The organism is Mycoplasma sp. 1654_15, from assembly GCF_012516495.1.
Lineage (GTDB): Bacteria > Bacillota_I > Bacilli_A > Mycoplasmatales > Metamycoplasmataceae > Mesomycoplasma.
The window spans coordinates 319,242-333,467 of the sequence record NZ_CP051214.1 but is presented as its reverse complement, the minus strand read 5'-3'; the positions used below and the strand labels follow the sequence as shown (position 1 = coordinate 333,467).

The following is a 14,226-nucleotide window of genomic DNA, read 5'->3' as shown; positions in this document are numbered from 1 at the left end:
TATGCAAAACCCTTCAAAAATAAAGCATTTTAAAACAAAAATGGGTCAATTTTTTACAAAAAAACACTCTTGACTTCATAAACACATAGTTGATTTTATTATTAATTCTGATAAGCCAATACTTTATGATCCATTTGCAGGTAATGGTGATTTATTTGATGCATTATCCTTTTTAAACAAGGAAATTGTTGGTTTGGATATTGACCCGACTTTAGGTTGAAAAATTAATGATTCTTTGAAGGAAATTCCTAAAATAAAAGATGCAATAATAATTACAAATCCGCCTTATGTTGCAAAAAATTCAGCTACTAGAAAACAACTTGGGCTTGACAAATACTTTGAAAATTCTATATATGAAGACACTTACTTAATTGCTCTAGAAAAAATGTTAGAAGCTTCTGATTATGTAGTTGCAATTGTTCCTGAGTCCTTTATTCATTCAAATTTTAAGCAATTTAATAAATTAGTTTCAATTACAATTATTGAAGATAATCCTTTTTTAGACACAGAAAATCCTGTATGTGTAGTTTGTTTTGATAACAAAGAAAAAGAATATAGCCAAATTAAAATATACAAAAATAATAAATATATTAATAATTTAAAAAAAATTTTTAGCTTTAATTTAGAGTACAAAAAAACTCAAATCATAAAGTTTAATTCTTTAAATACTTGATTGGCGCTTAAGTGCATTGATGGAACAATACCTGGAAGCGAAATAAAATTTGATTTAAAAGAAAATTTTGATTATGATTGACAGAAAAATTTAAAACATTCATCAAGACATTTTACTTTGATTGAATTAAAAAATATAGATTTTACTTTAGAAATGAAGCATAAATTTATTCAAGAATGTAATAACTTAGTCAATTTAATTCGAAAACAAAGTGATGATATTTTACTTTCACCCTTTAAAGGAAATAACAAGGAAGGAAAAAGAAGAAGAAGAAGAATTACTTTTGCTTTAGCTAGAGCCATAATTGAAAGGGTGTATGAAGAGCAATTTAAAAAGTAATACTTATTATTTTCAAAAAATACAAACTAATTTTGATAATAACTTTAAGTTGATAAATACTTATAAACAGCATCGGTTCTTTAATAATTTTGAAAAAATAAAACAAAGTTTTGATTATCTTGTAGAAAAAAATAGAAAAATTTTCTAAATCAAAAGAACAAGATCAAAAACAAGATTTTATATTGAGCAGATCCCCTTTTCTATTTTTTTAAGAAAAGGGGATCTGCTCATTTTTATCTCTGTAATTCTTTATTTTATTTTAAATTAATACAAATATGCTTCATTTTGAAAGATTTTTATAAAAATTATAATAACTGTAAGACTTTATAAATTTGAAATAGTAAAAGACAAATTTTGGTTTAACTTTGTAAATTTCTATTACTTTTCTTTTAAATTTCAAGAAAAAGTACGCTAATTTAAAATAATTATTTTTTATCTGTATAATTAAACGATGAAATTAAAAAAGAAAATGTTGTTATTACCTTTATCGGCACTAGTTTTTAGTAGTTCTTTGTTCGTAATTTCTTGTGGGAGCACAGAAAATGGAGACAAACAGCCTAAAGGTATTGTTGTTGGTGATAATTCAAAACTAAATCAACAAAACGAAAAAGATACACAATTACTAAACGAAGCAAAGACTCAAGATGAAAAAGATAACAAAATTGTTGTTTCTGATTCAAGAGTAGAACAAGAGAAAAATAAATTTGATGAAATAATTAAACAAATTAATGAAGAATTAATAAATAAATTAAAAGATTCTAATATAACTAACGAAGAAAAATTGAAGTTAATAAACACTGCTCAAACTATTTTACAACCGCTTCAAGAGCAAGGCGCAAAATTAAGTTCTATTTATTCAAAGGTGTGAGAAGAAAAAGTTAATGCACAACAAGAAAAAGATTTTTTTGAAAAAAATCCTGACTTAAAAAAATATCAAGATTTAAGTGCAGAAGATTTTTTAAACCAACCTACTTTATTTTCTAAAGAACAAATAAAAGAAATAAATGATAAATTAGACAACTTATTAAAACCTCAATTTGACAAATTAACTAAGCTATACACAGATAATAATAAAATATTTACTGAAACTGAGCAACAAAGAGAAATTGAACAAAGTCTCTACCAAATTGAATCTATCATTTCAGGATTCAAATTCAGAACTAGTCGTGGAAACCGTAGAAATAATTTTGCTCTAGATGAAGAAATAAAAAAAGATAGACAAGCAAAAAAAGAATTTCAAGATAGATTAGATAAATTAGATGAAAAACAAGCAGAAGAATTTAATAAATATTTTGATGATACTGCGAAAATACTTTTAGAAATTAGAAAAATATTAGATGATAATAACATTAGTTCTGAAGAAAGGGCTTTTTATCTACCAATTCAACCTATTGCTTATCATTTGCCAATTGTTGCTAATGAATGATGATCATATCAAAGAAGATTACAAGCTGAAAACCGAATTCAGGATGTAATTCCTAAAGTAGATATAATTAAATCATTATTATTTAACTTAAATTTTAAGGACGATGTAAAAGTACTATTTAAAAAATTATTTTTATTTTCTAAAGAAATTAAACAATATCAATTTACAGCAAATAACAATGAGAATTTAAATTCAGAAAGTATAGAAGAAATTCAAAAACTTATTCTTTTAAGCATTAATCCACGTGAAACTTTTAGCGCAGAAAACTGAAAAGAACAATCTAAAATAAACGAAATTAAAGACAAATTTAATGACAAAATTAAACAAATTGATGTTGTTGTTCAAAATAAATCTGAGATTAATGAACTTATTTCTTTAAATCTAAAAATTACATATTCTGATAATACACAAGAATTTATTTGAAAATACGATCCAAAAGAAGTAAAAAGTAATTAAACTAAAACTATTAAAAAACACACACTTTGTGTGTGTTTTTTAAATTTACTTATTTTCTGAAAAAATTTATTAATTCATTAATCATTTACATTAAAATGAAATAATTGATTTTAAAATATATTATTTTTGTAATTTACATTAGTTGCTATTTTTTACTAATTACTTGGAATATATATATATATATATATAATTTCTAAGAAGTTTTTTATATAAATAAAAAAACTTAAAAAAATTTGAAAGGAGATAAATTATGGAACCAACTTTTGCACTACCAAATTATGCAAGCGCAGTTGATGGAATTACTATTGTATATTTATTATTAGTAATTTTTAGTTTTATATGCTTTGTAGTTCTTGTTGTATTAATTATTAAATTTCTAATCACTACTACACGTTATAGAAAATTTCAAATTTTAGTGCTTAAAAAAGAACATCCTGATCTTGCAGAAGAATTTGAAAATCTACAATCAAAAAGTTTTAGACACCAAAATAAATCAAATGATAAAGATTAATAAAATTAATGAATTAATCAAAAAACCTCTTATTATTTATGATAGGAGGTTTTTTTAATCTTCATTTTTATTAAATCCTAAATAAGTTGAAAATGCTATTTTAAATAAATTGTTTTCTAACTCTGCATCAGAAATAGAAAAATCTATAATATCTTGTTGTTTTGTATTTTTTAATTTGCTTGTTATTTTATTCTTAATTAATAGTTCTTTTAAAGTTATCAAAAACTGTTTACAAAGTTTAGAAAATGCATACGCATCACCAGTAACTAAATGATAGAATCTGTCAATCGAAATCCTTCTTATTTGTTCATTTATTTCTTGTTTAGAATCATCTATTGAAATAATTCAAGGGATATTTTGTGATTTTTTAGCAATGACTTCTACTAATGCATAAATATTATTATTGTTGTTGTTGTTTTTTAATAAAGCATTTTTCATGTTTAAATATGTTTTAATTGTTCCAAATGAATTCATTGTATTATGTTTATTTTTTAATTCAACAAAATAAGTATTTTTAGAAACTTTGCAAATAATATCTCAGCCTTGCTTTGGAACAGAACAATTTTCAAAATAATGAAAAATATTTTGATGAAAATATCCTAATAGGTTGTTGTTTGTTTTATCTTTTTGTCTATGAATTTCTAAAGATATTATTTCTTTATATGATTTTTGGAAAATATATTTATCCAAAACTAATTTTATTGGATCTATTTTGTTGGAATTAAATTTTTTAAAATCTATGTTTTCTAAAGATTTTTTGTAAAAATGTATGGTATTTAGCAAATGTTTTTCAAAATTTTCTTTGGAAATGAAGTCTAAAACAAATTCTTCCACTATTTTATACCTTTCAACGTTTTTATAATCTCTTTACCAATTTCTTTAGCTAAATTTACTGGTACTGCATTACCTATTTGTCTATATTGCGATGAAATTGAACCCTTAAATAATCAATTATCTGGAAAAGACTGAATTCTTGCGCTTTCTCTAATGTTAAAAGGTCTTACTTCTGTTGGGTGGCATCTATCTGTTTGCTTCATTTGACAAGTAGTTAATATGGTTAGACTAGGCTCATCTAGACTTAGCCGTCTTAAAATTCCTGTTCTTCCTCCTTGCATATTTCAACAACTTTTCATATAAGATTTTGCTATCTCAGGATCTATATCTTTTCAGTATCCTCCCGGTGGAACTAATGCGAAAACCCTTCTTTTTGCTTCAGAATATGAAGATCCTTCACTTTTTGGCACGTTTTGTAATATATCTTTTAGCTTAAGTTGATAATTATATTTTTTAGGAAAATTAAAGTTTAATTTTGTTGCTAAATCATTTCTTATACCAACTACAATTAATCTTTCTCTTTTCTGAGCAACTCCATAGTCTAACGCATTTAAAACTTCGTGTTTTATTGTATAACCTTGATCTTCAAAAACATTTTTAATAGTTTTAAAGGCGAGTCCTTTGTTGTGAGATAGTAAGCCTTTAACGTTTTCAAATAAAAACATTTTTGGTTGTAATTGCTTTAAAAATGAAGCATAATGATAAAATAATGTTCCTCTTGTATCTTCTAATCCTAATTTTTTTCCAGCATAAGAAAAGGATTGGCAAGGAGCCCCTCCAGAGAGAAGATCTAGTTCATATTTTTTTATATTAAATATTTCTAATAAATTTTGTGTTGATACATTTGAAATATCTTCTTGTAAAACATTCCAATTGGGTCTGTTAAATTTAAGAGTATTTGCAGCGTTTTTATCGACTTCCAATAATCCGATATGTTCAAATCCAGATTGTTCTAAACCCAGCGCTAGACCACCAGCTCCTGCAAATAATTCAATACTCTTAAACCTTTTCATATTATGAATTATAAAGAAATTTTTAAACTTGTTTATATAAATTTAATATATTTTTTAATATTAACTTGATTTATAAAGTAATATATTTCTTATTTTTAAAACAAAATCTATTAGCTATATAGTAATTCAATTTATTAATATTTAAATTATATGTAGCAAAAAAATTCGTCAGTATTTAAACGGTTTTGTTTAAAAGTATCGCCAATTTTATTTAGTTAGATACTAAAAGAATAAAGACAAATTTTTTAAAAATAGCTGTATATTTTAATCAAATTTGCTTCTAAAAAGAAGTAAATTAAGTATAAAATTGAAAACAGCAACAAATTGTTTTTGTTGCTGTTTTTTAAAAGTAATTTGTTAGTTTTTAAAGGATTTTTGCTAACTGGTTAAAAAACTCTTTAGGTGTTTCTTCTCAAGGAATATGACCTGAATTGAATAATTTAATTACATAAATACTTGGTATTAAAGTTTCATAATATGCTTGAATATTTTCAGCATCAATAATTTTGTCTGATGTTCCGTAAATTAAAACTGTTTGAACTTTAATTATAGGAAAAATGCTTTCTAATGTAGTAAATAATTTTTCTGAAATTAATTCAAGACCTAAATTAGATACTTTATTATTAAAGTCCATATTTGATTTCATTATTTTAATAAAAGCTTGTGCTTTTTCTTGAGTTTGTGCTTTATTTCAGAAAACTTTTCCATCGTGATAGATATTATTTATTACATGTTCTCTTGCTTCTAAAGTAGGTTTAATAAATCAATTTTTAAACATAGATTCACGTACTAATGAAGTACGATTTACAGGTGCAACTAAAATAAGTTTGTTTATAAAATCTTTTACTTCTGGATAAGCTAAAATAACAGTTGCACCACCCATAGAATGACCAAATAATGTAGTGTTTTTTAAATTTAGTTGTTTAATAAATTCAGATAGTAATTTAGCGTATCAAAATACACTTACCTGCTCTTTTGAACTATATTTTGTATTTCCGCTTAAGGGAAAATTTAATCCATACAAGTTATAGTCTGTTAAATGATCAGCTAGTTCAAAAAGTCTATCAAAATTTCCTGTAAAACCATGTACAAAAATAAAATTTTTATTTGAATTTGTTTTTGATTTTATAAAAACATATTCTACTTCATTGTCATATAAATTAATAAATTTTACTTCTTTTTCCATAGTGTTCCTTTTAAAAAAGGTAATTAAGAAAGTCTTAATTACCTTTTTATATTATTAATTATTACTAATCTATTTTTACCTTAATAACAATTTTATTTAATTTTCTATTGTATCCAATATATTTTGGCACATGTCCTTCTTTTGGAAAGAAAAATAGAAAATCTTTTGTACTAGGATGTAATAAATTTTTGTCTTGATTATCAATTTCAAATAAAGTAAAGTCAGATTCTTTGTTATACTCAGTTTTTGCTTTTGCTAAATCAGATTCTTGTGCAAAATAGAATTTTTCTTCTGGATCAATAATAATATGAAGATCAGCATAGAGTTGATGTGTTTCATATTGTTTACTTTTTTCATCATAGCTGTCAACTTCAGCATGAAAAGCATAAATGTCTTTATCTTTTAAAAAGAAAGTTTCTTTTGGTAATTTACTTAAATCTGTTTTTTGGATTCAGTCAATAGCTAAATCTAAATTTTTATGAATCCCTTTATATCTTGAAATATTTTCTAGTCTATCAAAAATCATATTAAATTATATTCCCAATGTTTTTGGTTGGTATCCTTGTGAATCAACTACTTTTGTTAGATGGTTAACTTGTACTTGTAATTCAAGTATAGCTTTTTCATCTTTTCTTTTTTCTGCTTTATCAAGTTCTTCTTCTAAATTCATTAAATCAATAAATTCTTTAGATCTTGTTCAGTATGTACGGTTTGTTAAATCGTTTTGTTCAGCAGGTAAGATTAGTGATCCTAAGTAACCAAGTCCTAATGCTACTGAGAAAGTAATTAATGTTAATCATGCACCACTAAATGAGAACACTGCTCCACTTGGTGAGATGAATTTTTGTGTTGGTAATCAAATACAGATTCCAACTACTGTTGCTACTGTAAATCCTAATAATGCACCTTTTCAGTTAGTTCTTGTTGTAAAGATTCCTAACAAGAATATAGCAATCGTTGGCGCATTTAGTAGACCGATAAATCCGGTGAAGTAGTTAAATAAGTCGTCTTGTTTTGTTGCAATTAAAACGATTCCGAATAAAATTCCTAAAACCCCGAAGAATAAAACTAATGCTTTTGAAATGAAGCTTAAGGTTCTATCTGAAAGATTTGGTTTAAATCTTGCTATAAAGTCAACTACGATTGAGTTTGATAAAGCTGAAAGTCCAGAAGAAACTGTAGATTGTGTTGCAGCGAAAATAGCTGAAAGAATTAGACCTACAATTCCGATTGGTAATGAACCAGCAATGAAGAATGAGAAGAATGCAGGACCTGATCCTTGTGTACCTACTATGTTGTTAATTCCACTTCCTACTGTATTATCAACGTAGTATCCTTGTGATGAGAAGTATGTATATAAAATTGAACCAGCTCCGAAGAATAATAACATTGTTGCTATTGAAGCTCAGAACATAATTCATAATGTTTGACGTACTTGACGAACAGATTTTGTTCCTTTATATCTTTGTGTTACGTCTTGTGAACCCATAAATGAATATAATGAGTTAATTGTATTATAAACAGCTAACATTATAATACCTGGGAACACTAGTGTTGGTTTAAATGAACTTTCATCTAAAATTTGGTGGTATTTTAATGTATCAGAACCTCAGTTTGTTCTAGCTAATCCAATGATAATAACTAAAACAATACCTCCTAATAAAACAATACCTTGGATTGCATCTGATCAAACAACAGCTTTGAATCCACCAATTGTTGTTATTACTACCGTTACTAATCCAACGATAATTAAAATTCAAATTGGACTAATATCAATAATAACTGAAAGAGCTAGTGTTGGAACATATAAAACAACAGCAACTCTAAAGACTTGAAAAATAATAAAACTTAGTGAGTTTACAGCTCTTAGTGAATAGTGAAATCTATTTTCTAAGAAAGAATATGCTGTAGATTCTTTCATCCTTCTATAAAAAGGGATAACTCACTTAATAACTACAGGTATCATAGCTACAATGGCTATATTAGAACCGATTCAAGCTCATCTTGAACCCATAACTGTACCAGGAGTATTTAGATAGAATAATGAGGAAGTAATGGTTGCAAAAATTGAAATTCCTACAACTCAAACTGGGTTTTTACCTCCACCAGTGAAAAAGTGCTTGGTTGAGTTGGATTGTTTTTTTCTTTTTTGTAATCATCAGAAAAGTAAACCAATTCCTAAAATTGCAATTAGATAAATGGCAATAATAGCTCAATCAAGAGGATGTAAACCTATCTTTTGAAGCATTTAATTTCCTTTCGAAATATTTTTAAAATTTTTAATTTTTTTATTAATTAGTGTTTATTTTGTAGCTTTTCTTTCGTTTTTAGCTTCTAACTTTTTATCTTTTTGTTATAAGAATCTTTTGAAGGAACTTTAAGTAAAGCAATTCCACCTAACACTGTTGCTTTTTTATCAGTTGATGGAGCAGGAACTACAACTCTGTAATTATAAGGTACTTCAACTAATTCTAAAGGTAGTTCAAGTAAGAAAGTAACTGTTCTTTTATCTTGGTCAACAGTTGGGTTTTTTACAACTTTAATGTTTTTAGCATTTTCTTTTTGTTGTTCTTCTGTTCTACCGAAAGCAGAACCTACTGCACCTTCAACTTCGACAACATATTTACCATCTTTATTATCTTTAACATCTTTGAGATCTTTAACTTCGTTACCATCTTTTGTTTTGATTTTATGTGGAAATTGAATATATTCAAGTTCTAATTTACTTAAATCTATTGCAGTTCCATCAAAAAGTTTAGGAACAATGTTGTGCATAGTAATTTCAAATCTTGCTTTAGTGTTATCATCTGCTACTTTGGTTTTACCATCAGCAAATGTTTTACTATCTTTAGCAAGTGTTACGTCTTTGGAAGAATAAGTATAGTTATTTGGTCCACAAGAAACAGCAACAATAGAAACAGCTGGGATTGCTAATGCAGTTAAAAAACCTAAAAACTTTTTAGATTTTATTCTGTTCATTTATCTCCTTTGTTAGTACAGATTGAAATTTTTTTGTTTTATTAAAATAACATTTTAAAAAATTTCTTACTACATTATAAAAATAAATAAATATTTTTGAGAAAATTTGTGAAATATTTTTTTAAAAGCAAATAAAACTAAGAAACTTAAGAAAAAAAATTCATCATTATTTAGAACTTAAATTAACCTTTTCTTTTATTTATTAGTTTTAAATTTAGAAAATAAAAACAACCAATAAAATTGGTTGTTGGGTGAACTTATACTTTTATTAAAATAACCTAATTTTTAATTGGTTTTTTTAATGGTGTTTATATAAACAGAATTATTTTACATCATTTTTACAAAAATTGCAAAATATTCTTTTTTTTTTTTTTTTTTGCTTGTATAATTTTTAAACTACTTTAAAACCCATTGAAGTTCACAATAAACTAATTTTTTCTTTTTTAGTTCTTAATTGTTCTTTAACTAATAATTTTAAAAAATATTCTTTACTAAAGAAGAAAATTAAGCCGTTGTAAATTGATTTAATTGATTTTCAGTTTAAAATAATTGTAAGGTTGGGTACTACCTCAAACTCAAATTTAGTCTCTTTTGTTAAATTATTAACAATTTTTTTATCTAGTACAAAATCAATTTCTCTTTTTTTTAGCAAATAATTAAATTTTTTAAATTCTGTATCTTTATTAAAGCTGAAAATGACTTCTTGTTTTTCCAGATTGTTATATTCTATAATTTCATCTAAGGTTTTTGCTTTTTTAACAATATATTTTGAAATTCTGGGAGTAAGAATCGAAAACATTGATGGCATAATTCAATATCCATCTAAAAGGTGATTAACTCTAATTTTTCTTATTATTTGTTTATTCATTTTTTAAATTATATCTTTGAAAAAGTTATAAATTGCATCTGAGTTGTGATCTTCTATTGAAAAAGTGGCTTCTTTTTTTATTTTTTCTTGTGATTGACCCATAGCCACTGAGTACTTACAAACTTTAAACATTGAAACATCATTTTCTTCATCCCCAAGACAAATGGTGCTTTTTAAATCTAAGTTGTACTCTTTGTTTAAAAAGACAAGCCCATCACCTTTTGAACTTCCTTCTGGCATAATATCAATAACTCTTGGCGAAGAAGAAAGAAGATAAATTCCTTGAAAGTCTTTAAATTCTTCTACTGCATTATTTACATTTTTAAGATCTGAATCTGTTTTAATTAATAAAAATTTGACAACTTTTAAAGCATTAATATCAAAACTTAAATCTTGTGTGTCAAAGAAATTAATATCAAACTTTTCTTCATTTTCTAAGGATTTTTGAGTATTTTCTAGTCAAGTAAATCACTCTTTTTTGACTTTATTTTTTGAAAAAGCATAAATTTGCTGATCTGAATAAATTAAGAAAGTAATTTCTTCTTTTTTTAATATTTCAAATATTGATTTTGCAACATTTTTTTCTATAGGATTTATGTAAATGACTTTTTTAGTTTTGTAGTCATAAATTAAAGAACCATTACAAGAAACTATAGGAAAATCAGGTTGAATTAATTTAATATATTTTTTTGTAAAGTATCAAGGTCTTCCTGTTGCTATTATTAGCTTTTTGTCTGTTGATGTTTTTAGTTGATTTAAAATTTTATTACTAGATTCTAATATGTTTTTGTTTTTATCTAAAAGCGTACCATCAAGATCAAATACTATATTTTTAAAGCTTATTTGTTTTTTGTCCATAGTAGGCATTTTTCGCGTGTTTTCTTTGATAATGTTTATTTTGTAATGTAGGATTGGCTTGCTTCATATTTGGATTAATTTGATTTGTAAATAAAGCTATTTTAGCAATTTCTTCTAATGTTAAAGCTAAATTTACTGCATCAGTAGCTGATTTAGCAGATCAAACAAAAGGACCGTGTTCTTTTACTAAACAAGCAGGAGTGGCAATAAAATCTATCTTATTTTCTAAAAAATGTTCTATAATCACCTTCCCTGTGTTATGTTCATATTTTGAATTAATTTCTTCATCTGTTAATTCTCTAGCACAAGGAACAGACCCAAAGAAATTATCAGCATGTGTAGTTCCTAAACAAGGAATATCAAATCCAGATTGAGCTCAAGCAACTGCATATGGTGAATGTGTGTGAACAATAGCTTTAATTCGCGAATCTTGCTTGTATAACAAAGTATGTGTTGGAGTATCAGAAGAAGGATTAATTCCTTTATTTTCAAGCAAATTATTTTCTAAATCTACTAACACCATATCTTCTGCTGTCATTGTTTCATAAGAAATTCCGCTTGGTTTAATAGCCATAAATTTTCTATCTTCCGAAATTGCTGAAACATTTCCTCAAGTATGAATTGCTAATTTATATTTATAAAGTAGCATATTCGCTTCGTATACTTCTTGTTTAAGTTTCTTTATTTTTTCTTCATTTTTAAACATTATTTGCCTTTCTTAGCTTATCTAAGAAAAATTCTCTTGCTGATTTTATATTATCAATTTGTACTTGTTTATTTTCTTCTAGTGTTTTATTTAAATCAAAGTCTTTTTCCTTATATCACATTTCAATTAAAAAAGGTCCTTGATAATCTATTGAATTAATAGCTCTTAAAGATCTGACAAAATCAACATCACCGTGACCAAAGTCTACATTTTTAAAGGTATTTTCTAATGTATCTTTGAAGTGGAAAGCTACTATTTTATCTTGACCTAGTTTAATTTCAGTTTCGATATCATTTGAAAATCTGTTTAGATTTCCTAAATCTGGATAAACAAATAAATTAGGCATATTAATTTTTTTAATCAAATATAAACATCTTGTAATTGTTGAAGCAAATTTAGTATCCATTGTTTCGAAAGCGAGAGTAATGGAGTATTTTTGAGCTAATTTTGCAGCTTGTTTTACTGTTTTGATAAAGTAATTTTCAGCTTGTTTATGTCAAGGATCGTAATAAACATCATAAGCAGCTAATTGAATAATTCTAATACCTAATTTTTTAGCTAGTATTAAAGCTTTTTCCATTATAAGTAAAGCTTTTTGTCTAGTTTTTGCAGATTCTGAACCAAACGGATATTTTCTATGCAAAGATAAACACATAGAATTAATATAGAATTTTTCTTTATTTAGCTTCATTTTTATAGCATTTATTCTTTTATCAGTTCAATTTAAACGAGCAGAAAATTCATCAGATTCATCTACGCTAAGTTCTATGAAATCAAAGCCGGCTTCTTTTGCAATCTCTATTTTTTCTTCAAAACTATAGCGTTTATCTATTGCTTTTTCATAAATTCCAACAAAATGTTTATTTTCATCAATATTTTTTAAATTCATCTTTAAATTCCTTAGCTGCTAACTCTGGATTTTGTGCATCTCTAATCGATCTTCCTGCAATAAAAATATATACAGGAATATCTTTAAATAAATGAATATCTTTTACTTCAACACCGCCGGTTATAGTCATTTTAAATCCCATTGAAGCAAGTTTGGAAACAATTTCAATATCTTTTTCTGATCAAGATTTACCTGCTGCTTGTAAATCTCTTGAACGGTGTCAAACAAGTTGTTTTACTCCAATTTGTCTTCATTTTTCTACTTGTTCTCAAGAAAAATTGGAAGTCATTTCAATTTGTAAATCTTTTTTAATTGCAAATTTATTTGTTTGATTTAAAGATTTTGCATAATCTAAAATATCTTGCATAGTTGGAGTTTCAGCAGCACAAATAGCAGTTGTAAAATCAGCACCTGATTCAAAAAACATTTTAGAAAAAACTTTTCCTGCATCAGCAATTTTTCCATCTGCGATGATAATTTTGTCTGGAAAAGCTTTTTTGAGTTCAACAATTGCTTTTTTTCCTTCTGAAGCTAGTAAAATTGTTCCTACTTCGATAATATCAATATATTTTTCTGCTTTCTTTGCAGAAGCAATCGCTTCAGATATTGTAAGATTATCTAAAGCGATTTGTAATAATGGTAATGGCATAAATTCCTTTCAAAATGAAGAAAATAAAACAAATTGGTGCGACACCAACTTGTTTAAAATAAAAAATTAACTTAAGTATTTTTTAAAATCTATTTTGGAAATAATATCGACAACTTGTTCTACTTTAGTAGCATCTAAAATTTGTTTTACTACATTTTCGTCTTCAAAAGTAGCAACAATTTGTGGAAGCGCAACCGAAGTGTGAATTTCAGGTGAAGTTGCAGCTAATGTAATTAAAATTTTAACTGGACGATTATCACCATCAAATAAAACTGGTTTTTTTAATGTAATTAATGAAAACGAATTTTCTTTTACTCCACGATCGCTTTGAGCGTGAGGCATAGCTAAATCGTTTGCAATTATATAATAAGGTCCATTTTTGATAGTAGATTCTATAATTGCATCATAATAATCTTCAGTAACTGCTTGTTTTTCAATTAAAGGTTCTACTGATAATCTAATTGCATCTTTTCAATCTGTTGCTTCTAGGTTTAATCTAATTGAATTAAATTTTTTTAATGTTTGTAATAAATCCATAATTATCCAAATTATACTAAGTTTAAAGCTTCTTTTAAAGCTTGTCTAATTTCGTTTTCGTCCATTAAATTTGTAACTCCAACAATTTTTGCTCTTTGATTTTGAACAAATTCTGAAGTTAAATGTTTGGAAGAAATAATAATATCTACTGAATTTGTCATTCCTTTAGATTGACCCATAGATAAAGCATCTACGTCTGCTGGAATGTTTAATTCTTTTAAAATTTTTTGAACTTTTAACTTAATAATCATTGAAGTTCCCATACCGTTACCGCAAGCTGCGATTACTTTTAAATTTGCCAT

Annotated in this window: 16 protein-coding genes; 3 read left to right on the top strand and 13 right to left on the bottom strand. The window is 25.7% G+C overall.

Annotated elements, in window-relative coordinates; genetic code table 4:
• Position 1: 1 nt before the first annotated feature.
• The 3 genes from HF996_RS01490 to HF996_RS01480 all read left to right on the top strand — a co-directional run bounded on the left by HF996_RS01490 (position 2) and on the right by HF996_RS01480 (position 3,405).
• Positions 2-1,012: an Eco57I restriction-modification methylase domain-containing protein gene (locus tag HF996_RS01490; RefSeq protein WP_168910314.1), complete on the top strand. Its 1,011-nt coding sequence runs from the start codon at positions 2-4 to the stop codon at positions 1,010-1,012.
• A 451-nt stretch (positions 1,013-1,463) separates the two neighbouring features.
• A complete protein-coding gene (locus tag HF996_RS01485) occupies positions 1,464-2,894 on the top strand; it encodes a hypothetical protein (RefSeq protein ID WP_168910313.1) in 1,431 nt (476 codons plus the stop codon).
• A 250-nt stretch (positions 2,895-3,144) separates the two neighbouring features.
• Positions 3,145-3,405, top strand: a complete 261-nt coding sequence (locus HF996_RS01480; RefSeq protein WP_168910312.1) for a hypothetical protein — start codon at positions 3,145-3,147, stop codon at positions 3,403-3,405.
• Between the two features lie 54 nt (positions 3,406-3,459).
• On the opposite strand, the gene HF996_RS01475 is transcribed toward HF996_RS01480, so the two are convergent.
• The 13 genes from HF996_RS01475 to HF996_RS01405 form a co-directional block, all read right to left on the bottom strand.
• Positions 3,460-4,239, bottom strand: coding sequence for an Eco47II family restriction endonuclease (locus HF996_RS01475; RefSeq protein WP_254427738.1), 780 nt, complete (start codon positions 4,237-4,239; stop codon positions 3,460-3,462).
• Positions 4,239-5,252: a DNA cytosine methyltransferase gene (locus HF996_RS01470; RefSeq protein WP_168910311.1), complete on the bottom strand. Its 1,014-nt coding sequence runs from the start codon at positions 5,250-5,252 to the stop codon at positions 4,239-4,241. Before HF996_RS01470 ends, HF996_RS01475 begins: the two co-directional genes overlap by 1 nt.
• Positions 5,253-5,616: 364 nt before the next feature.
• The gene (locus HF996_RS01465) at positions 5,617-6,438 is read right to left on the bottom strand and encodes an alpha/beta fold hydrolase (RefSeq protein ID WP_168910310.1); all 822 of its coding nucleotides are present in this window, start codon (positions 6,436-6,438) and stop codon (positions 5,617-5,619) included.
• A 64-nt stretch (positions 6,439-6,502) separates the two neighbouring features.
• A complete protein-coding gene (locus HF996_RS01460) occupies positions 6,503-6,964 on the bottom strand; it encodes a YhcH/YjgK/YiaL family protein (RefSeq protein WP_168910309.1) in 462 nt (153 codons plus the stop codon).
• 6 nt (positions 6,965-6,970) lie between these two features.
• Positions 6,971-8,686, bottom strand: coding sequence for a sodium:solute symporter family transporter (locus HF996_RS03955; protein ID WP_217349331.1), 1,716 nt, complete (start codon positions 8,684-8,686; stop codon positions 6,971-6,973).
• A gap of 86 nt (positions 8,687-8,772) precedes the next feature.
• Positions 8,773-9,417 (bottom strand): Vmc-like lipoprotein signal peptide domain-containing protein, encoded by a 645-nt coding sequence (locus tag HF996_RS01440; protein ID WP_168910067.1) that lies wholly within the window; start codon positions 9,415-9,417, stop codon positions 8,773-8,775.
• 391 nt (positions 9,418-9,808) lie between these two features.
• Positions 9,809-10,285: an MPN499 family protein gene (locus tag HF996_RS01435; RefSeq protein WP_168910307.1), complete on the bottom strand. Its 477-nt coding sequence runs from the start codon at positions 10,283-10,285 to the stop codon at positions 9,809-9,811.
• Between the two features lie 3 nt (positions 10,286-10,288).
• Complete coding sequence (locus HF996_RS01430) at positions 10,289-11,143, bottom strand: HAD family hydrolase (protein WP_168910306.1); 855 nt, start codon at positions 11,141-11,143, stop codon at positions 10,289-10,291.
• Positions 11,118-11,849, bottom strand: a complete 732-nt coding sequence (locus HF996_RS01425) for an L-ribulose-5-phosphate 4-epimerase (protein WP_168910305.1) — start codon at positions 11,847-11,849, stop codon at positions 11,118-11,120. Before HF996_RS01425 ends, HF996_RS01430 begins: the two co-directional genes overlap by 26 nt.
• Positions 11,842-12,738, bottom strand: a complete 897-nt coding sequence (locus HF996_RS01420; protein ID WP_168910304.1) for an L-ribulose-5-phosphate 3-epimerase — start codon at positions 12,736-12,738, stop codon at positions 11,842-11,844. The genes HF996_RS01425 and HF996_RS01420 overlap by 8 nt, the downstream gene beginning before the upstream one ends.
• Positions 12,710-13,387, bottom strand: coding sequence for a 3-keto-L-gulonate-6-phosphate decarboxylase UlaD (locus tag HF996_RS01415; protein ID WP_168910303.1), 678 nt, complete (start codon positions 13,385-13,387; stop codon positions 12,710-12,712). Before HF996_RS01415 ends, HF996_RS01420 begins: the two co-directional genes overlap by 29 nt.
• 66 nt (positions 13,388-13,453) lie before the next feature.
• Complete coding sequence (locus tag HF996_RS01410; protein WP_168910302.1) at positions 13,454-13,924, bottom strand: PTS sugar transporter subunit IIA; 471 nt, start codon at positions 13,922-13,924, stop codon at positions 13,454-13,456.
• Between the two features lie 11 nt (positions 13,925-13,935).
• Positions 13,936-14,226 (bottom strand): PTS sugar transporter subunit IIB, encoded by a 291-nt coding sequence (locus HF996_RS01405; protein ID WP_168910301.1) that lies wholly within the window; start codon positions 14,224-14,226, stop codon positions 13,936-13,938.